Here is a 19,830-nt window from a genome sequence, read left to right on the forward strand (position 1 = left end):
CTGGCCAATAGCACCGGGCAAATCAGTACAATGATGGCACTCTGCTACTGCCTGGCGGTTTTCCATGCCTTCCCCGCTACCCCGCGTTGCCGTGCTGGGCGTGTCCTCGACCCGATTCAGCGGAATCGAAGTCGAGCGGCATCTGGATATCGCCACGCTCAACGAGGCGCCTGCCTACGACGTGCTCCTGCTGGACCTGCCCGGCGCCCGTGCCGGCGAGGCCCTGCGCGGCCTGCGCATGGACCGGCGCTACCGCTTCAGCCTGATCTACTGCTGCCAGGACAGCGATGCCTGGTGCGTGGCACTCGGCGACGGCGCGCCGCCGCCCGACCTGGGCGCGCTGGCGCCTTTGTGGCGGCTTTGGCGCGAGCGCTTCGGGCTGTTCGACCGCGGCGTGGCGCCCGAGCGCTTCGAGTCGCGGGTGCTGGCCTGGCTGTGGTTGCGCCCGCACGGCGCGGTGCATGCGGTGCGCGATGCCGGCGCGGCCCAGCACTATCGCTACCCGCTGCTCGAGGCGCTGGCCGACGACGAGTCGCCGAATTCGTTCGCCTGGCTGCAGCTGATGACCCAGCAGGGCTGGCTGGAGGAGGGCGAGCTGCTCGATCGGTTGCGCCTGTGCATCAGCTGTGGCTCCGGCCGGCTCAACTATGTCGACGTCTGCCCCGAGTGCCAGACGCTGGAGATCGCCCGCCAGCCGTCGCTGCATTGCTTCACCTGCGGCCACGTCGCGCCCCAGGAGCATTTCCTCAAGGACGGGCTGCTGCTGTGCCCGAACTGCCTGAGCCGCCTGCGCCACATCGGCAGCGACTACGATCGGCCGCTGGAGAACTACCGCTGCCGCGGCTGCCAGGCCTTCTTCGTCGACGCCGAAGTCGAGGCCCGCTGCCTGGATTGCGGCCATGCCCATGCGCCGGACAAGCTGCGCGTGCGCGAGGTGCGTCATTTCCGCCTGGCCGAAGCCGGGCGCCTGCGCTGCCGGCAGGGCTACGCGACGGCCGCGGTGGAGGCCGAGAGCTTTGGCCAGCTCGCGCTGCTCAGCCAGAGCGCCTTCCACGAGCTGCTCAACTGGCAGCTGCAGCTGGTGCGACGCTACAAGCAGCCGGCCTTCTCCCTGCTCGGCCTGCGCTTCGTCAACATGGCCGCCACGCTCAGTGCGCTCGGCGAGCTGCGCGGCCATGCCCTGGTCGACAGCCTGGTGGAGCGGCTGCAGGAGGCGGTGCGCGATACCGATCGTTGCTGCCGGGTCAGTGAGGAGATCCTCTGGATCCTGATGCCGCACACCGATGCCGCCGGCCTGGCGGTGGTGCGTCAGCGCCTGGCACAGGGTGCCGAGCGGCTGGCCAGCGAGCAGATCGGCAAGCTGCAGTTGCGCCTGGCCGGCTTCACCGCTCCGGCCGATCTGCTCGAGCAGGAGGATGCGGCGCTGCTGCTGGCGCGGCTGAACGGGGAGCTGGGCTGAATGGAGGCCTTCTGGCTGCAGTGGCTGGGCATCCTCGGCGAGATCGACAAGCCTGACGGCCTCGGTTACCTGCTGGTGATGCTGTTTCCGGCGTTCGTCGTGCTGGAGCTGCCGCTCAACCTGCTGGTGCTGCTCGGCGTGCTGCGCTGGTTCGTGCGCAAGCCCTTCGAGCTGCCCGAAGGCAACCCCTACCAGCCGCGCGTGTCCTGCATCATCACCTGCTACAGCGAAGGCCGCGACGTGCAGAAGACGCTGCTCAGCCTGTGCGAGCAGACCTACCGTGGCGAGATCGAGATGATCCCGGTGGTCGACGGTGCGGCGGCCAACCACGCCACCATGCAGGCGGTGCGCGATTTTCGCGTCGATGGCCGGCTCTACCCGCGGCGCTTCCTGCGGCCGATCGCCAAGTGGCAGCGCGGCGGGCGCGTGTCCTCGCTCAATGCAGGGCTCGACTACAGCACCGGCGAGATCGTCATGGCGCTCGATGGCGACACCTCGTTCGACAACGACATGGTGGTGCGCATGGTCCGCCACTTCCAGGATGCCGACGTGCCGGCCGTCGCCGGCAGCCTGCGGGTGCGCAACGCCGGGGCGTCGCTGACCACCGCGATGCAGGCGCTGGAGTACCTGCTGTCGATCCAGATGGCCAAGACCGGGCTCAGCGAATGGAACGTGGTGAACAACGTGTCCGGCGCGTTCGGCGCGTTTCGCCGCAGCTTCCTCGAGAAGATCGGTGGCTGGGATACCCACACCGCCGAGGATCTGGACATCACCCTGCGGATCAAGAACTACTTCGGGCGCCGGCCGCTGCGCATTCCCTTCGAGCCGTGCGCCATCGGCCATACCGATGCGCCGGTAACCTTCCGCCAGTTCCTCCTGCAGCGCCTGCGCTGGGATGGCGACCTGTTCTTCCTCTACGTGCGCAAGCATCGCCACAGCTTCACGCCGCGCCTGCTCGGCTGGCCGAATTTCCTCGCGGTGCTGGTCAGCGGCTTCTTCTTCCAGCTGGTGCTGCCCTTCATCATCCTCGGCTACTTCCTCGTCGGCCTCTATGCGCTGACGCTGTCGACCTTCCTCGTGCTCGCCCTGCTGATCTACCTGGTCTACCTGGCCAGCACCCTGCTGGGCTACGTGGCGCTGCTGGCGATGGTCAGCGAGCGGCCGGGCCAGGACCTGCGGTTGTGCTGGGTGGTGCCGCTGTTTCCGCTGTTCATGTTCGTCATGCGCTGCTGGAGCGCGGTGGCGATCCTCAACGAGTGGGTGAGGCGCGGCCATGAGGAATCGTCGATGGCGCCCTGGTGGGTGCTGCGCAAGGCCAAGAGGTTCTGATGCTGCGTTGCTGGGTTGCCCTTCTCCTGCTCGGCTTGGCGGCGGTCTGCCGGGCCGAGTCATTGCCGCTGGCCGGGCTGCTGGAACAGGCCGCCGACGGGCCGGCCGAGCGTGCGCTGGAGGCCGAGCTCGCGGTGCTGGATGCGCAGCGGCAGCAGCGCGAAGCCGAGGCCGGGTGGCAGTGGTTCGCCTCGGCCGGCACCGGGCGCTACCGCGAACTGGTGACCGAGGATCTGCGCGACGACTACTACGGCCGCGATCTCGCCCTGGGCTTGCGCCATCCGCTGCTCGGCAGCCTGCATCGCCAGCAGGATGCGCTGCGCGGGCTGCAGGCCGAGCACCAGCAGCTGCAGGCCCGTCGGCCCGGCTACCGCGCCGAGCAGCGCCTGGCCCTGCGCAGCGCCTATGCCGACTGGTGGCGTGCGCAGCAGGAACAGCGCTGGTGCGCCAGCCTCGAGCAGCCCGCGGCACAGGCACGCCGGCAACTGGCCGAGCGCTTGCGCAGCGGCTGGCTGCTGGCCTCGGAGGCGCGCCTGCAGGACGATCGCTGGCAGGCGCTGCAGCGTCGTTGCACGGCCATCGCTCCGCTGCTGGAGGAGACCGCCCAGCGCCTGTCGCTGCTGTCCGGGCGCCCGCTCGGGTCGCAGCAACAGGCCGAGGCCGAAGCCCTGGCGGACAGCGTGCAGCCCCTGGCGGCCTGGCTGCAGAAGCTCGAGGTCCATCCGCGGCTGGAAGAGCGTCGCGAGCAGCTGCGCGCAGCCGAACAGGGCCGCAAGAGCCCCTGGTACGCCTCGGTGGATTCCAGTTTCAGCGTTGCCCAGAGCTACGAGGCGCGCAATGGCGGCAACCAGCCGGGCAGCGGCCTGGTCGCCAGCATCAGCCTGTCGACGCCCTTCGATCCGCTGGCCTACGGCCAGGCGCGGGACGACGAGGGCCAGGCACGCCATGCGGCAGCGCTGGCACGGCTCGAGGCCGAGCGCGATGGGCTGGCCCGGGCGCTGGCCCAGGCGCTGCAGGCTCACCGCCTGGCCGCCGAGGCGTTGCGGCAGGCCCGCGAGGAGCTGGAGGTGGCCGACCTGGCCATGCGCGAGCAGCGGTTGCGGCGTGACGGCGATATCGACCAGGCCTTTCTCGGCAGCCTGTCCGCCGAGCTGGAGCGCGGCCAGGCGGGCTTGCGCCTGATCGCTGCCTGGCACGAGCTGTGGCTGCGCGAGGCCTCGCTGCGGCTGTTCGTCGACGCGGACGCCGGCCTCGCGGCGCTGCTCGGCCGCCCGCATGAGTGGCAGGCGCTGGCGAAGCCCGAGGTGCAGGCAACGCTCGCCGAGGGCCGGGGCTGGCGCCAGGGCACCTACGTCTGGGACAGCCGCGCGCTGCTCGAGCCGACGAGCCGCGACCAGGCCTTGCAGGCGCTGCGGGCTGCCGGCATGCAGCGCCTCTACCTCGGCCTCAGCGCCGCGCAGATCGGCGACCCGCAGTTGCAGGCGCGGCTGCGCCAGCTGCTCGACGCGACGCGGGCGCAGCGCCTGGAGACGGTGCTGCTGCTCGGCGATCCGCAGTGGCTGTTGCCGCAGGCGCGCCAGGGCCTGCTCGACCTGCTGGCGACACTGGCCCCGCTGCCATTCGCCGCCGTGCACCTGGACCTCGAGGTTGAGCAGCTTGGCTGGCCGGTGCCGCCGGCACGCCTGCAGGACTGGCTGGACACCCTCGAGGCGGCGGCGCGGGTCAGCCCCTGGCCGCTCGAGCTGTCCAGCCACCATCGCTGGTTCGCCGCGCCGCAGGCCGGAGAGGTCTGCGTGCCGTGCCGGCTGACCCGGCTCGGCGTGCGCCAGGTGAGCCTGATGATCTACACCCGCAACGCCGAGCGCAGCGCCGCACTGGCCGAGGACATCGCCCGGCGCTGGCCCGGGCTGGGCTTCCGCCTGGCGCAGAGCGTGGAGCCGCAGCTGGCCGCCGAGGAGTCCTGGACGGACGCGAGCCGCGCCCAGCTCGAGGCCCAGGCCGAGCGCTGGCGCGCGCGCCTGCAGGCGCACTCGGTCAGCGGTATCGACTGGCAGGACTGGTCCCACTTCCCCCATTGAGCGACGCCGCATGAAGATCAAGTTCTCCAGCGCCAAGGAACAGCAGCCGACCCAGGAGCAGGGCCTGCAGGTGCTCTATGCCCCGGGCAAGCGCCTGGCCTTCCGCCTGCGCTGGTATCTGATCCTGCTGGCGGTGCTCAGCCCGCTGCTCTGGCTGGCCGGCCGCTGGGCGCTCATGCTCTGGCTCATCGAGGCGCCGGCCCAGTTGCAGCTGCCCGGCGGCGAGCTGCGCGCGCGCGAGGCGGCGCAGGTCCGCGAGGTGCTGGTGCAACCGGGCCAGCACGTCCAGGCCGGCGATCTGCTGGTCCGGCTGGACAACCCCGAATGGCGCGCCCGGCAGTTCCTGCTCGAGGCCGCCGCCGAGCAGCCAGCACAGCTCGCCGGCAGCGCTGCCGAACGCGCCTTGCTGGCGCGCCTGCTCGAGCGCGCCGAGGCGCGGCTGGCGCAGATCCAGCGTCTGTTCGAGGCCGGTGCTGCGACCCGCGGCGAGCTGCTGGCAGCCGCCGACCAGCGTGACGCCCGGCAGCGCGATCTCTATCAGCTGGCCCAGCGCAGTCAACCGCTGACCAGCAGCGAGCAACGCCAGCGTGAACTCGAGCTGGCCTGGCTGGAACGTCGCCTGCAGGGCCTCGAACTGCGCGCCGAGGAAGCGGGCAAGGTGGGCGAGATCCTCGTCGCGCCGGGGGAAAACGTCGGCCCCGGCATGCCGCTGCTGCGCCTCGAGCGTGCCGGCGATCCCCAGGTATGGGTCTACCTGCAGCCCAGCCATGCCGCCGAGGCGGCCAGCGGCACGCGGCTGACGCTGATCTTCCCGGACGGCAGCCAGCGTCCGGCCGAGGTGGTCCAGGCCGTGGACAGTGCCGCCCCGGTGCCGGCCGAGCTGCGTCCGCCGTTCAGCGCACCGACGCGCAGCCTGCGGGTGCTCGCCCGGGTCGACGACCTGCCGCCGGAGTGGCGCATCGACCGGCTCGGGCTCAAGGCCCGCTTCGGCCATGCCTGGCTGCCCTTCGGCGACTGACCCGCCGCGTCGGGGTCAGCGCTCGGCCAGCCATTGCGGGATGCGGCGCTCCAGGTAGTAGCGCGGACGCAGCGGAGTGCCTTCGACGAAGCCGACATGGCCGCCATGGCCGTGCAGTTCCAGGGTCGTGCTCGGTGAGAGCTCGCAGGCTTCGGGGATGCTGTGGCGGAACACGAAAGGGTCGTCGGCGGCCTGGATCAGCAGGGTCGGCACCTGGATGCCGCCGAGGTAGTAGCGGCTGGAGGCGCGCCGATAGTAGTCGCTGGCATCGCTGAAGCCGTGCAGCGGCGCGGTGATGCGACCGTCGAAGTCCCAGAAGGTGCGCATGCCCTCGAGCGTACCCAGTGCGCCGAGGGTGGCCAGGTGCTGCTCGAGGCCGCGCTCGCGGAACAGTCGCTGCTTGTCCTTCACATAGGCGACCATGGCCTTCATGAAATGCGCCTGGTAGACCCGCGAGAAGCCGAGGCCGATGCGGTCGGCGCACTGGTCCAGGCGAAAGGGCACCGAGACCGCCACCGCCGCGCGCAGCGGGCAGTCGGCGCCGCGTTCGCCGAGGTACTTGAGCAGCACGTTGCCGCCCAGCGAATAGCCCACCGCGTGCAGCGGCGCCTGCGGGCGGCTGGCCAGCAGGTGCTCGACGATCTCGGCCAGGTCGTCGCTGGCGCCGGAATGGTAGGCGCGCGGCGACAGGTTCGGCTCGCCGGAGCAGCCGCGCCAGTTGGCGGCCACGCTGCTCCAGCCGCGTTCGGCCAGGCGCTGCTGCAGGCCGAGCACGTAGAGCGATGCGGACGAGCCGGTCAGCCCGTGCAGCACCAGCACCAGCGGCGCCGCCGGCGCGTGCGGGCCGTACCAGTCGAGGTCGAGGAAGTCGCCGTCGGCCAGCCACAGGCGCTCGCGGCGGCGCGCCAGCCGCGGCGCGCGGCGCAGGAACGGGTTCCACAGGGTCTGCAGGTGCGGGCCCGGTAGCCACCAGGCCGGGTGGAACGGGGCGGTCGGAGGGTTCTGCCGGATGTTCATGCCGGCCACGCTAGGCCAGCGACGGCTGGCACGGCAAGCCGCATCGGCCGGCTGAATGCCGCCCGGTGCGAGGGGCGTATGCCTTTGGGGATATGGTCAGCGCGGCGCGGGCGGCCGACAGTGTCGGCTGGCCAGAAACACTCGGAACCGACCATGATGCTTTCCTCCTTCGACCGACTGCTGCATGCCGCCCGCGCGCAGGCCGAGCCGCAGCGCCTGCTGTTCGTCTTCGTTACCGCCGAGCTGCCCGACGATGCCAACGCCGCCGAGCGCGAGCGCTTCGCCGAGGGCGGCGGCGGTTCGCTGCGCCCGGTGCTTTGCGTCGACAAGCTGCCCGAGGAGCTGGAAGGCTTCGCCACGCTGTTCGACGAATCGCAGCGCACCGGCCAGCCCTGGGACCTGGTGTTCGCCGCGGCGCTGCCCGGCCACGCCGGCATCACCCCCGGCTCCGAGGATGCCGAGGAGCCGCTGAAGATGATGGTCGCGGCCATCGAGAGCGGCAGCGTCGGCCGCTTCATCGCCTTCGACCGCGACGGACAGGCGGTCGACTTCTACTGAGCGGCGTTGCGCTCCCACAGCGCATAGAACACCTTGCCGGCCTTCTTTTCCCGGTGCAGCCGCCAGTTGCCCGGCAGGCCGAGCGAGGACGGCGCGGCCTCGCTTTCGGTGTAGATCCAGGCGCGCTCGGCCAGCCAGCCCTTGCTTTCCAGCAGCTGGCAGGCCGGCAGCAGCAGGTTCTGGTTGAACGGCGGGTCGAGGAACACCAGGTCGAACGGCGTCGCCGCCTGGGTTTCCAGGTAGCGCAGGGCATCGCTCTGCAGCAGCTGGCCGTTGCCGCAGTTGAGCGTGTCCAGGTGCTTGCGCAGGCTGGCGATGGCATTGGCGTTCACGTCCAGCGCCAGGGCCATGCCGGCGCCGCGCGACAGCGCCTCGAGGTAGAGCGCGCCGCTGCCGGTGAACGGGTCGAGCACGCGCGCGCCGGAGAGGTAGGGCATCAGCCAGTTGAACAGCGTCTCGCGCACGCGGTCGGGAGTCGGTCGCAGGCCTTCGGCGTCGGGAAAGGAAAAGCGCCGCGAGCGCCAGTCTCCGCCGATGATGCGCAACTGGCCGGTGCCGCCATGGGCGGACGGGCGGACGGGTGGATTGGCCATCAATGCTCCGGGACTGCGCTGGGCGCGGCTGTGGGTTGGTCGGTGGGCGGCGGCAGCGGCTGCTGCGCGACGCTCGGGCCGGCGGTGACGATGACGAAGCCGTCGGCGCTCAGGTGCTTGCGCATCGCCGTGCTGACCTGTTCGACCGTCAGCGCCTGCACCTGCTCCATGAAATCTTCCAGGTAGGTCAGCGGCAGGTCGTAGAAGCCGATGCTGCCCAGCTGGCCGACGATGTCGGCGTTGCTCGCGGTGGACAGCGGGAAGCTGCCGGCGATCTCGCGCTTGGCACGCTCGAGCTCGGCCTCGCTGGGGCCTTCGGCCAGGTAGTCGCGCACCAGTTGCTGCACCAGTTCCAATGCGCCGTCGGCGAGTTCGGCGCGGGTCTGCATGCTGATCATGAACGGGCCGCTGGCGCGCATCGGGCTGAAGCCCGAGTAGATGCCATAGGTCAACCCGCGCTTCTCGCGCACCTCCTCCATCAGCCGGGTGCCGAAGCCGCCGCCACCGAGGATCTGGTTGCCGAGATAGAGCGCGGCGTAGTCGGGATCGCCGCGCGGGATGCCGAGCTGGGCGAGCATCAGGTGGGTCTGGTTGGAGGGGAACTCGATGTGCGACTTGCCGGCCTCGGGCGCCGCCGGTTCGGTCGTCGGCGCCAGCGCCGGGCCCCGGGGCAGGGCCGCGGAGACCTGGGCGGCGGCGGCTTCGGCCTGCTCGCGGCTGAGGTCGCCGACCAGCGCGATCACCAGGTTGCCGGCGGCGTAGGCGCGCTGGTGGAAGGCGCGCAGTTGCTCGGCGCTGATCGGTGCGATCGACTCGGCGGTGCCGTCGCTGGGGTGGCCGTAGGGGTGTTCGCCATAGAGGCGGGCGAACAGCTCCAGGCTGGCCAGCTTGCCGGGGTTCTGCTTCTGGAACTCGAAGCCGGCCAGCAGCTGGTTCTTGATCCGCTGCAGCGAATCCTCCGGGAAGGTCGGCTTGCCGACCACCTGGCCGAACAGCGCCAGCGCGGCGTCGCGCTTGTCCGCGGCGCTCAGGCTGCGCAGGCTGGCGACGGCCATGTCGCGGTAGGCGCCGTTGCCGAAGTCGGCGCCCAGGCCTTCGAACTCGCGGGCGATGGCGCTGACGTCCTTGCCCTCGATGCCCTCGTTGAGCATGGCGTTGGTCAGCAGCGCCAGGCCCGGCGTGCCCTCGTCCTGGGCGCTGCCGGCAGCGAAGGTCAGGCGCAGGTCGAACATCGGCAGCTCCGGCGCGCGCACGAAGAGGACCTTGGCGCCTTCGGCGGTCTGCCAGGTCTGGATCTCCAGGTGCCGACGCGCCAGCGGCTTCTCGCTGAGTTGCTCGAGCGATTCGACGCGCCGGCTGGCCTGCTCGACGGCAGGCTCGCCAGTGGCCGCCTCGGAGGCCGGCGGCGTCGGCTCGGCGGGCTGCGCGGCGGGTTGCTGGCTGGCGGGCGCGGCGTTGTCGCCAGTCGGTTCGTCGCAGGCGGCCAGGCCGAGGCAGGCGGCCAGCAGCAGGCCGAGGGCGCCGTGGCGCCACAGGCTGGGCTTATTCATCTTGGGCTTCCTTCTGCTCCGGCAGGACATGGGCGACGCTCAGCCGCGCACGGGTGAGGTAGGTGCGTGCCGCCTGCTGGATGTCCTCGGGGGTCACCGCCTCGAGCGCGGCGAGCTCGTCGTCCATCAGCCGCCAGGACAGTCCCACGGTCTCCAGCTGGCCGATGGTGGTGGCCTGCTGGGTAATCGAATCGCGCTCGTAGACCAGCCCGGCGATCACCTGTGCGCGCACGCGCGCCAGTTCGTCGCTGCTCGGCGGGCTTTGCTTGAGCCGCTCCAGCTGGGCCCAGAGCCCGGCCTCGGCGGCATCCAGGTCATGGCCCTTCTGCACGTTCGGCGTGGCGCTGAGGACGAACAGGCTGTCGCCGCGGGTATAGGCGTCGTACCAGGCCGAGGCGCTGGTCACCAGTTCCTCGCCGCGTTCCAGCGTCTCGGCCAGGCGCGCGCTGTAGCCACCGTCGAGCAGCGCGGCGACCAGGCGCAGGGCGTGTACCTGGCGCGCGTCGTCGCTGGTGGACAGGCTCGGCACGTTGAAGGCCATCAGCAGGCTCGGCAGCTGCGTCTTGACGTGCAGGGTCAGGCGCCGTTCGCCGGGTTCGGCCAGCTCCAGCGGCGCCTTGGCGGTGGGCACCTGGCGCTTTTCGATGGGGCCGAAGTAGCGCTCGGCCAGGCCCTTGACCTCGTCGGCGGTGACGTCACCGACCACCACCAGGGTCGCGTTGTTCGGCGCGTACCAGGCTTCGTACCAGTTGCGCAGGTCGTCGGCGGTCATGCGCTGCAGGTCGCTCATCCAGCCGATGGTCGGGTTGCGGTAGCCGCTGGCCGGGTAGGCGATGGTCTTGAAGCGCTCGAAGGCCAGCGCGCTGGGCTTGTCGTCGGTGCGCAGGCGGCGCTCCTCCTTGATCACCTCGATCTCGCGCGCGAACTCCTCGGGTGGCAGGCGCAGGCTGGCCAGGCGGTCGGCTTCCAGCTCGAAGGCCACCGCCAGGCGGTCGCGCGCCAGCACCTGGTAGTAGGCGGTGTAGTCGTTGCTGGTGAAGGCGTTCTCCTCGGCCCCCAGCTCGCGCAGGATGCGCGACGCCTCGCCCGGGCCGAGCTTGGCGCTGCCCTTGAACATCATGTGCTCGACCACGTGGGACAGGCCGGTCAGGCCGGCGGTCTCGTAGCTCGAGCCGACCTTGTACCAGAGCTGGGAGACCACCACCGGTGCGCGGTGGTCCTCGCGCACGATCACCTTCAGGCCGTTGTCGAGGAAGAATTCGTGGGTGGGCTGGCTGTCCGCCGCCCCGGCCAGCGGGGCGTGCAGGGCGATCAGCAGCAGGGCCGCGCAGCGGCGTAGTGTCAGGAGCATGCTGGGATTCCGAGTCGATGGCGTGGCCGTGTGCCGACGCCAGCACGCGGCCATGGTACTGAGCTGCCCCGGCCAGGCAAAGCGGCGCTTGCCAGGCGACCGGGCGCCTTTGGCGCAGCCGCGCGGGTAGGTGCTAGGATAGGCCTCCGTCCGTCCGGCCGGCGGCCTGGCCTCCGGCGTAACGCCCCCTTGAGAATACCGTCTGCATGTTTGGTTCCAACGACGACAAGAAGACGCCGGCCGAGGCTGGCGAGAAGAAGGGTCTGTTCGGCTGGTTGCGCAAGAAGCCGCAGGCCCCCGCGGCCGAGCCCCCGGCGGCCGAACCCCCGGAAGAGAGCCAGCCGCTGGCGGACCAGCCCGATCGCGAGGCCGAGCAGATGCTGCGCGAGCAGCCGGTCGAACCCTTGCCGTTGGCTGAGCCGCCGAAGGCCGAGGAGCCGCAAGCCGCCACGGCTGCTGCCGAACCGCTTGCCGAGCCCGAACCTGAACCCGAACCTGAATCCGCACCCGAGCCGGTCACCGAGCCGCTGCCGGCGCAGCCTGCCGCACCGGCCAAGCTGGGCTTCTTCGCCCGCCTGCGCCAGGGCCTGTCGAAGACCAGCGCCAGCATCGGCGAGGGCATGGCCAGCCTGTTCCTCGGCAAGAAGGCCATCGACGACGACCTGCTCGAAGAACTGGAAACCCGCCTGCTGACCGCCGATGTCGGCGTCGAGGCCACCGGCGTGATCATGCAGAACCTTACCCGCCGCGTTTCGCGCAAGGAGCTGGCCGACAGCGGCGCGCTCTACCGCGCCCTGCAGGAAGAGCTGGCCGGGCTGCTGCGCCCGGTCGAGCAGCCGCTGGCCATCGACAGCGCCAAGCAGCCCTACGTGATCCTGGTGGTCGGGGTGAACGGCGTCGGCAAGACCACCACCATCGGCAAGCTGGCCAAGAAGCTGCAGAACGAAGGCAAGAAGGTCATGCTCGCCGCCGGCGACACTTTCCGCGCCGCCGCGGTCGAGCAGCTGCAGATCTGGGGCGAGCGCAACCGCATCCCGGTGATCGCCCAGCACACCGGCGCCGATTCCGCCTCGGTGATCTTCGATGCGGTGCAGGCGGCCAAGGCGCGCGGCATCGACGTGCTGATCGCCGACACCGCCGGCCGCCTGCACACCAAGGACAACCTCATGGAGGAGCTGAAGAAGGTGCGCCGGGTGATCGGCAAGCTGGACGAGACCGCGCCCCACGAGGTGCTGCTGGTGCTCGATGCAGGCACCGGGCAGAACGCGATCAACCAGACCCGCCAGTTCAACCAGGCCGTCGAGCTCACCGGCATCGCCCTGACCAAGCTCGACGGCACCGCCAAGGGCGGCGTGATCTTCGCCCTGGCCAAGCAGTTCGGCACGCCGATCCGCTACATCGGCGTCGGCGAGGGCATCGACGACCTGCGTACCTTCGAGGCCGACGCCTTCGTCAGGGCGCTGTTCGGCCAGGACGAGCGATGATCCGCTTCGATCAGGTCGGCAAGCGCTACCCCAACGGCCACGTCGGGCTGCACGAGCTGTCGTTCCACGTGCAGCGCGGCGAGTTCCTCTTCGTCACCGGCCATTCCGGCGCGGGCAAGAGCACGCTGCTGCGCCTGCTGCTGGCAATGGAGCGGCCGACCAGCGGCAAGCTGCTGCTGGCCGGGCAGGACCTGTCGCGCATCACCAATGCGCAGATTCCCTTCCTGCGCCGGCAGATCGGCGTGGTGTTCCAGAACCACCAGCTGCTGTTCGACCGCACCGTGTTCGACAACGTCGCCCTGCCGCTGCAGATCCTCGGGCTGAACAAGCGCGAGATCGGCCAGCGGGTGATGACCGCACTGGAGCGCGTCAGCCTCAAGGACAAGGCGCTGCAGTACCCGGCCGACCTCTCCACCGGCCAGCAGCAGCGCGTCGGCATCGCCCGCGCGGTGGTGCACCGGCCGGCATTGCTGCTGGCCGACGAGCCGACCGGCAACCTCGACCCGCGGCTGGCCGCCGAGATCATGGGCGTGTTCGAGGACATCAACCGCCTGGGCACCACGGTGCTGATCGCCAGCCACGACCTGGCGCTGATCGCGCGCATGCGCCACCGCATGCTCACCCTGCAACGTGGTCGCCTGATCGGCGACGGGGAGGCCGGCCGATGAGCGCATCCCGCAAGAGCGATCCCAAAGCCAACCCGAGCACCGCCGAGCGTGTCGGTGGCTCGGTGAAGAAGGTCGAGGCGAAACACGACGAACCGGATTTCAGGACACTGTTCCACGCCTGGCTGGAGAGCCACCGCGCGAGCCTGGTGGACAGCCTCGGCCGCCTGCTCAAGCAGCCGATCGGCAGCTTCTTCACTTGCCTGGTGATGGCGGTGGCGCTGAGCCTGCCGATGGGCCTGGCGCTGCTCTTGGACAACGTCGAGCGGCTCGGCGGCTCCTGGCAACGTGCCGCGCAGATCTCGGTGTTCCTGCGCCTGGATGTCGACGCCGCCGCCGGCCAGCGCCTGCGCGAGGAGATCGCCGCGCTGCCGGACGTGGCCGAGGCGCAGTGGATCAGCCGCGAGGCGGCGCTGGAGGAGTTCCAGCAGCTCTCGGGCATCGGCGAGGCGCTCCGCGAGCTGCCGGACAACCCGCTGCCGGGCTCGGTACTGGTGACGCCCAGGGAGATCGACAAGGACAAGCTCGAGGCGTTGCGCCAGACCCTCGCCGGCATGCCGGGCGTCGAGCAGGCGCAGCTGGACCTGCTCTGGGTCGAGCGGCTGACCGCGATCCTCAAGCTCGGCGACCGCTTCGTCTTCGGCCTGACCCTGCTGCTGGTGGCCACGCTGCTGCTGGTGATCGGCAACACCATCCGCCTGCATATCGAGAACCGCCGCACCGAGATCGAGGTGGTCAAGCTGGTCGGCGGGACCGATGGCTACGTGCGCCGACCCTTCCTCTACATGGGCGCGATCTACGGCCTGGGTGCCGGGTTGATCGCCTGGGCGCTGCTGGCCTACGGGCTGGGCTGGCTGAACGAGGCGGTGGTCCGGCTCGCCGGGCTCTACGGCAGCGACTTCGGCCTGGCCGGCGTGCCTTCGGGCGATGCCGTTTCGCTGGTGGTCGGTGCCGTGCTGCTGGGCTATATCGGCGCCTGGCTGGCGGTCGCCCGGCACCTCAGCGAACTTGCGCCGCGCTAACCTAATTTTCTGTTTTGAAAGGCGTTTTCCAGGCCTGTGGGGGAACTTATCCACAGGCCTTGCAGTCATAGGGGCCAGTGCTACACTGCTGCAGCTTCACTTCGGGAGGAACTGCATGACAACTTCTCTGCAACCTGTTCAAGCCCTGGTCCCGGGAGCCAATCTCGAGGCCTACGTGCAGACCGTAAACAGCCTGCCGCTGCTTACCGTCGAGCAGGAGCGCGAGCTGGCTGGGCGGCTCTTCTACCACCAGGACCTGGAAGCCGCCCGGCAGATGGTCCTGGCGCACCTGCGCTTCGTCGTGCACATCGCGCGCAGCTATTCGGGCTATGGCCTGGCCCAAGCCGACCTGATCCAGGAAGGCAACGTCGGGCTGATGAAGGCGGTCAAGCGCTTCAACCCGGAAATGGGCGTGCGCCTGGTGTCTTTCGCCGTGCACTGGATCAAGGCGGAAATCCACGAGTTCATCCTGCGCAACTGGCGCATCGTCAAGGTCGCCACCACCAAGGCGCAGCGCAAGCTGTTCTTCAACCTGCGCAGCCAGAAGAAGCGCCTGGCCTGGCTGAACAACGACGAGGTCAACCGCGTCGCCGACAGCCTGGGCGTCGAGCCGCACGAGGTGCGCGAGATGGAAGGCCGCCTGAGCGGCCACGACATGGCCTTCGACCCGCTGGACGATGCCGATGACGAGAGCGCCTACCAGTCGCCGTCGCATTACCTGGAAGACCAGCGCTACGACCCGGCGCGCCAGCTCGAGGATGCCGACTGGAGCGACAGCTCGGCCGCCAGCCTGCACGAGGCGCTCGACGGGCTGGACGAGCGCAGCCGCGACATTCTCCAGCAGCGCTGGCTGAGCGAGGAAAAGGCGACGCTGCACGACCTGGCCGCCAAGTACAACGTCTCGGCCGAGCGCATCCGCCAGCTGGAAAAGAACGCGATGAACAAGCTCAAGGGCTGTATCCAGGCCTGAGCCCGGCCGTACCGTTGGATCGAACGCGGAGTCTGCTTGCAGGCTCCGCGTTTTTCTTTGCCCGGCCGATTCTTCAGTCGCGCTCTGCGCCGCCGACCAGGGCGTTGCGCAGGGTCTCCAGCAATTGCGCGCTGCCGATGGGCTTGTGCAGCCAGAACACGCCATGGGCCAGCAGCGCCTCGTCGAGTTGCGGTGCGGCGGAGATCACCACCACCGGCAGCTCCTTGAGTGCCGGGTCGTTGCGCAGCTCCTCGACGAACTGGCGCCCGCTGCCGTCGGGCAGGTGCAGGTCCAGGGTCATGGCCCGGTAGCGTGCCTGCGCCAGGCGCTCGCGTGCCTGCTGCAGGCTCTGCACGCGATCGACCGCGTAGCCGCCTTCGCTGAGCATCAGGTGCAGCAGGCGGCCGGTGTCCGGCTCGTCCTCGACCACCAGCAGGCGCGGGCGGCCGTCGTCCTCGGCCGGTTGGTCGGCCATCGGCGGTTGTACCGGCAGCTCGAACCAGAAGGTCGAGCCGTGGCCTTCCTCGCTGTCGAAGCCGACCGTGCCGCCCATGCGCTCGACCAGCTCCTTGGTGATCGCCAGGCCCAGGCCGGTGCCGGCCTTGGTGCGGCTGTCGGAGGTGTCGGCCTGGGCGAACTTGGCGAACACCTGGCTGCGAAAGCCCGCCGGGATGCCCGGGCCCTGGTCGGTCACGCAGACCCGCACCAGCCCGTCGCGCTGCAGCACATGCACCTGCACCTCGCCGCCCTGGTGGGTGAACTTGATGGCGTTGGACAGCAGGTTGCTCAGCACCTGCTGCAGGCGCAGGCCGTCGACCCAGACCGTGACCGGCGGCGGCGCCGCCAGCACGCAGCGCACGCCGTGCTGCTCGGCGAAGCCCTGGTTGTTGGCCAGCGCCTCTTCCAGCAGCTGGACCAGCGCATGCTCGCGCATGTCGAAGGTCATCTTGCCGGCGGCGATCTTCTCCATGTCCAGCAGGTCGTTGATCAGGTGGCCCAGGCGCAGGCTGTTGCGGTAGGCGATCTCGAGCATCTGCTGCATGGCTGGCGGCGCCTTGCCCAGCGCACCGCCGTTGATCAGGCCGAGGGCGCCGGTGATCGAGGTCAGCGGGGTGCGCAGCTCGTGGCTCACCGTGGAGACGAACTCGTTCTTCAACTGCTCGACGCGCTTGTGCTCGGTCAGGTCCATGATGGTCCCGGTGATCCGCTGGGCCTGGCCGTCGAGGTCGCGCTGGATGTAGCCGCGCAGCAGCACCGGGACGATGCGCCCGCTCTTGTGCTGCATGCGCAGCTCGGCGGTGAAGTGATCCCGGCGCGACAGCATGGCCTTGGCCAGGCGCGAGCGCTCGTGCGGGACGTCCTCGGCGACGACGAAGCGCTCCCACAGGCGCAGGTCGCAGGGGAATTCCTCGGCGCGGTGGCCGAGCATCTCCCAGGCGCGCGCCGAGGCATACAGCGTGCCGGCCTCCAGGTTGAGGTCCCAGAGCCCGTCGTTGCTGCCCTTGAGCGCCAGCGACAGGCGCTCCTCGCTGAGCCTGAGGTCGTGCTTGCTGCGGCGGATGGCCTGGGTCATGCGTTCGGCCAGGGCCTTGGCGCGGCGCTGGCGCAGGGCCAGCGAGGCGGTGAGGAAGAACAGCAGCAGGCTCATGCCGATGCTCAGCAGCACCAGCGTCGCCCAGTTGGCGTGGAAGCGCTCGTCGAACTCGGCCAGGCTGGTCATGCGCAGGGTCCAGACCTGCCCGTAGGCATGCAGCTGCTGCAGTTCGCTGTACTGCCCGGCGGCCGGCCCGTTCGCGGTCGTGCTGGTGAAGATCTCGTCCTCCGGGCGTTCGGCCGCGCCGGCATAGATGCGCAGTTCCAGCGGCAGGTCCATGTTGCGCAGGATGCCGTTGACCAGGTTGCTGACGCGATAGGGGCTGTAGACGAAGCCGCGGAGCGCCCGCATGCGCTGCTCCGGGCTGCCCAGCGGCATGCCCTGGCGGTAGACGGGGACGTAGAGCAGCACGCCGGCCTGGACCTTGCCGTGGGTCTCCTGCATCAGGGTGACCATGCCGGTGATGCTGGTCAGGCCCTGTTCGGCGGCGCGTTGCATGGCCTGCCGGCGGGCCGGGTCCGAATACATGTCGTAGCCGAACGCGGCGCGGTTGCGCGGGGTGAACGGCTCGAGATAGACGATGGAGGTGTACAGCGGGCGCTCGCCCGGCGGGTGCACCGCGTAGTCGGGAAAGCCCTCGGCCTGCACCTGGCGCAGGTGTGCGGGCAGGTCCTCGGGCTGGATCGCGCGGCTGAAGCCGACGCCCTGGATGCCGGGGTAGTTATCGGCCAGTTGCAGGCGCTGGACATAGATCCGCCACTGCTCGCGGCTGACCTCGCCGGTGGCGTCGAACAGCCCGGCGCCGCCGAGCAGGATCTGCTCGTGATCGAGCAGGCGCTTGCGCAGCGCCTCGGTGACCTTCTCGCCGAGCAGGTGGAATTCCTGGCGCGCCGCCCGGGTTTCGCGTGCCTGGAAGTGCTGGAACAGCACCAGCTGGACCAGCAGGGTGAACAGCAGGACCAGCCAGGCGACGCCGTTGCGCCAGTCGACGAGCTGCTTGAGGCCCGGGGTCGGGTTGGGTTCGATGGCTGGGTCGCTCATTGCCTTCACTGCCGGGCGCTGCGGGGCGCGATGGTTTCGACTCGATCGTGGCCCGCCGCACGGGTACGTCAGCGTATCGTGGCCTAGCTTACCTGTGCGTCCAGGCCATTGATACCGAGGCTAGCGGCAGCCCTGGTGCTGCGGCAGCGCGCGCGGCCGCCAGTCGATGGCCTCCGGCAGGCAGGGGCGGGCCAGGCCGAAGCCCTGGCCATAGTCGCAGTGGTGGTCGAGCAGGAAGTGCGCCTGGAAGTCGTGCTCGATGCCCTCGGCGACCACCTTCAGCCCCAGGTTGTGCGCCAGGCCGATCACCGAGCGGGTGATCGCCGCGTCCTCGCGGTCGTCGGGCAGTCCGGCGACGAAGCCCTGGTCGATCTTCAGCTTGTGCACGTTCATCCGCTTGAGGCGCAGCAGCGAGGAATGCCCGGTGCCGAAGTCGTCGATCGCCAGCCGCACGCCGAGCTGGCGCAGGCGCTGCAGCAGGTCGATGGCCGCCTCGGGGTCCTGCATGACCGCGCTCTCGGTGATCTCCAGCTCCAGGTGACGGGCCGCCAGGCCGGTGTCGGCGAGGATGCTGGCGACCTGCAGGTCGAGCTCGCCGTGGCCGAACAGGCGGCTGGAGATATTCACCGCGACGAACTCGAGCGGGCGGCCCTCGGCCTGCCACTGGCGCATCTGCCGGCAGGCCTGCTCCAGCACCCAGCGGTCGATCGCGCCGATCAGGCCGTTCTCCTCGGCCATGGGAATGAACTGCGCCGGCGAGATCGGCCCGTGCTGCGGGTGTTCCCAACGCACCAGCGCCTCGACGCCGCGGATCGTGCCGCTGGCCAGGTGGAAGATCGGCTGGTAGTGCACCCGCAGCTGCTGCTGTTCGAGGGCCTGGCGCAGCGCGGTGGCCAGTTCCATGCGCTGCTGCGCGTGGCTGGTCAGCTCCTGGCTGTAGAAGGCGTAGGTCGAGCGGCCGCTGCCCTTGGCCTTGAACAGCGCCGAGTCGCCGTTGCGCATCAGCTGCTCGACGTCGCGGATCGCGTGCGGGTAGAGCACGATGCCGATGCTGGCGCTGCTGAACAGGTCGCGGCCCTGCAGGCGGTAGGGGCGGGCGAGGGCGTCGAGCAGGCGCAGCGCCAGGGCTGCCGCCTGATCGGCGCTGCAATCCTCGTGCAGCAGGGCGAACTCGTCGCCACCCAGGCGTGCCAGCGTCATGCCCGGCTGGACCAGGCCCTGCAGGCGCCCGGCAACCGCCTGCAGCAGAGCATCGCCGAGGCTGTGGCCGAGGCTTTCGTTGATGTCCTTGAAGTGGTCGAGGTCGATCAGCAGCAGCGCGCCGCCGCGCCGGCTCGCGCGGGCGCGCTCCAGGCTCTGCTTGGCGCGCTCGCTGAACAGCAGGCGATTGGGCAGGCCGACCAGCGGATCGTAGTGGGCGAGCTGGTCGAGCTCCTCCTGTGAGCGCTTGAGCGCGGACAGGTCGGAGAACACCGCCACATAGTGGCTGACCAGGCCCCGCTCATCGCGGATGCTGCGCAGGTTCTGCCATTGCGGGTACACCTCGCCGCTCTTGCGCCGGTTCCAGATCTCGCCGCTCCAGGCGCCCTCGGCCTGTAGTGCTTGCCACATGGCTCGATAGAAGTTGGCGTCGTGCTTGCCCGAGGCGAACAGCCCCGGGGTCTTGCCCAGCACCTCATCGGTGGCATAGCCGGTGATGCGGCTGAAGGCCGGGTTGACGTGGACGATACGCTGCTGGCTGTCGGTGACCAGCACGCCCTCGAGGGTGCTGTCGAACACCGCTGCGGCCTGGCGCAGGCTGGACTCCTTCAGGCGCAGGGCGTCCTGCTCGGCAGCCAGGCGGCGCAGGTGGCGATGCTCGAGCAGGTAAAGCACGAAGGTGCTGAGCACGACGAACAGCGTGCCCTTGGCCAGCGCCCAGGCTTGCAGCTGGCCGGTATCCGGCACCAGGCGGTGCAACAGCGGGTCGCTGGCCAGCAGCCAGAGCATGGAAATCGCGAAGTAGCCGAGGCTAAGCCGCAGCAGGTGCATGTTCATCTTCAAAACCGTGGCCGGTACTTCATGAAGCCCGCCGGAGGTGAGGCCTGGCGGGGAAGCGCGC

The 19,830-nt window shown here is 70.0% G+C and carries 15 protein-coding genes; 9 read left to right on the top strand and 6 right to left on the bottom strand.

The features are described 5' to 3' along the window. The first annotated feature begins 64 nt into the window (after positions 1-64). Genes L3N39_RS02590 through L3N39_RS02605 form a run of 4 tightly spaced genes read left to right on the top strand, consistent with a single transcriptional unit; the run spans position 65 to position 5,884 of the window. Positions 65-1,459, top strand: a complete 1,395-nt coding sequence (locus tag L3N39_RS02590; RefSeq protein WP_237255635.1) for a TackOD1 domain-containing metal-binding protein — start codon at positions 65-67, stop codon at positions 1,457-1,459. Beyond that, positions 1,460-2,788 carry a glycosyltransferase family 2 protein gene (locus L3N39_RS02595; RefSeq protein ID WP_237255636.1) on the top strand — a complete coding sequence of 443 codons (1,329 nt, stop codon included), beginning with the start codon at positions 1,460-1,462 and terminating at the stop codon, positions 2,786-2,788. Next, complete coding sequence (locus L3N39_RS02600) at positions 2,788-4,866, top strand: coiled-coil domain-containing protein (RefSeq protein ID WP_237255637.1); 2,079 nt, start codon at positions 2,788-2,790, stop codon at positions 4,864-4,866. Before L3N39_RS02595 ends, L3N39_RS02600 begins: the two co-directional genes overlap by 1 nt. A gap of 10 nt (positions 4,867-4,876) precedes the next feature. Then, positions 4,877-5,884, top strand: a complete 1,008-nt coding sequence (locus tag L3N39_RS02605; RefSeq protein WP_237255638.1) for an HlyD family secretion protein — start codon at positions 4,877-4,879, stop codon at positions 5,882-5,884. Between the two features lie 15 nt (positions 5,885-5,899). Here the strand turns inward: L3N39_RS02605 and L3N39_RS02610 are convergent, their stop codons facing one another. Continuing rightward, the gene (locus tag L3N39_RS02610; protein ID WP_237255639.1) at positions 5,900-6,901 is read right to left on the bottom strand and encodes a hydrolase; all 1,002 of its coding nucleotides are present in this window, start codon (positions 6,899-6,901) and stop codon (positions 5,900-5,902) included. Between the two features lie 153 nt (positions 6,902-7,054). Between L3N39_RS02610 and L3N39_RS02615 the strand changes: the two genes are divergently transcribed. Further along, the gene (locus L3N39_RS02615) at positions 7,055-7,459 is read left to right on the top strand and encodes a ribonucleotide reductase subunit alpha (protein ID WP_237255640.1); all 405 of its coding nucleotides are present in this window, start codon (positions 7,055-7,057) and stop codon (positions 7,457-7,459) included. Here the strand turns inward: L3N39_RS02615 and rsmD are convergent. Genes rsmD through L3N39_RS02630 form a run of 3 tightly spaced genes read right to left on the bottom strand, consistent with a single transcriptional unit; the run spans position 7,453 to position 10,953 of the window. Continuing rightward, complete coding sequence (rsmD, locus tag L3N39_RS02620) at positions 7,453-8,052, bottom strand: 16S rRNA (guanine(966)-N(2))-methyltransferase RsmD (RefSeq protein WP_237255641.1); 600 nt, start codon at positions 8,050-8,052, stop codon at positions 7,453-7,455. The two genes, L3N39_RS02615 and rsmD, sit on opposite strands and share 7 nt — an antisense overlap. After that, complete coding sequence (locus tag L3N39_RS02625) at positions 8,052-9,602, bottom strand: M16 family metallopeptidase (RefSeq protein WP_237255642.1); 1,551 nt, start codon at positions 9,600-9,602, stop codon at positions 8,052-8,054. The genes rsmD and L3N39_RS02625 overlap by 1 nt, the downstream gene beginning before the upstream one ends. Further along, positions 9,595-10,953, bottom strand: a complete 1,359-nt coding sequence (locus tag L3N39_RS02630) for a M16 family metallopeptidase (protein WP_237255643.1) — start codon at positions 10,951-10,953, stop codon at positions 9,595-9,597. Before L3N39_RS02630 ends, L3N39_RS02625 begins: the two co-directional genes overlap by 8 nt. A gap of 206 nt (positions 10,954-11,159) precedes the next feature. Between L3N39_RS02630 and ftsY the strand changes: the two genes are divergently transcribed. From ftsY to rpoH, 4 genes are all read left to right on the top strand, one after another. Then, positions 11,160-12,437 (top strand): signal recognition particle-docking protein FtsY, encoded by a 1,278-nt coding sequence (gene ftsY, locus L3N39_RS02635; RefSeq protein ID WP_237255644.1) that lies wholly within the window; start codon positions 11,160-11,162, stop codon positions 12,435-12,437. Continuing rightward, positions 12,434-13,105: a cell division ATP-binding protein FtsE gene (ftsE, locus tag L3N39_RS02640; protein WP_237255645.1), complete on the top strand. Its 672-nt coding sequence runs from the start codon at positions 12,434-12,436 to the stop codon at positions 13,103-13,105. Before ftsY ends, ftsE begins: the two co-directional genes overlap by 4 nt. Further along, complete coding sequence (ftsX, locus tag L3N39_RS02645; protein ID WP_237255646.1) at positions 13,102-14,124, top strand: permease-like cell division protein FtsX; 1,023 nt, start codon at positions 13,102-13,104, stop codon at positions 14,122-14,124. The genes ftsE and ftsX overlap by 4 nt, the downstream gene beginning before the upstream one ends. 115 nt (positions 14,125-14,239) lie before the next feature. After that, the gene (rpoH, locus tag L3N39_RS02650) at positions 14,240-15,094 is read left to right on the top strand and encodes an RNA polymerase sigma factor RpoH (protein ID WP_237255647.1); all 855 of its coding nucleotides are present in this window, start codon (positions 14,240-14,242) and stop codon (positions 15,092-15,094) included. Positions 15,095-15,167: 73 nt separating this feature from the next. On the opposite strand, the gene L3N39_RS02655 is transcribed toward rpoH, so the two are convergent. Together L3N39_RS02655 and dibA are read right to left on the bottom strand one after the other, a co-directional pair. Then, the gene (locus tag L3N39_RS02655) at positions 15,168-17,729 is read right to left on the bottom strand and encodes a hybrid sensor histidine kinase/response regulator (RefSeq protein WP_237255648.1); all 2,562 of its coding nucleotides are present in this window, start codon (positions 17,727-17,729) and stop codon (positions 15,168-15,170) included. Between the two features lie 120 nt (positions 17,730-17,849). Beyond that, positions 17,850-19,766 carry a phosphodiesterase DibA gene (dibA, locus tag L3N39_RS02660; protein ID WP_237255649.1) on the bottom strand — a complete coding sequence of 639 codons (1,917 nt, stop codon included), beginning with the start codon at positions 19,764-19,766 and terminating at the stop codon, positions 17,850-17,852. Positions 19,767-19,830 lie beyond the last annotated feature (64 nt).

Origin of the sequence: Pseudomonas oligotrophica (genome assembly GCF_021726475.1) — a bacterium.
Classification (GTDB): domain Bacteria; phylum Pseudomonadota; class Gammaproteobacteria; order Pseudomonadales; family Pseudomonadaceae; genus Stutzerimonas; species Stutzerimonas oligotrophica.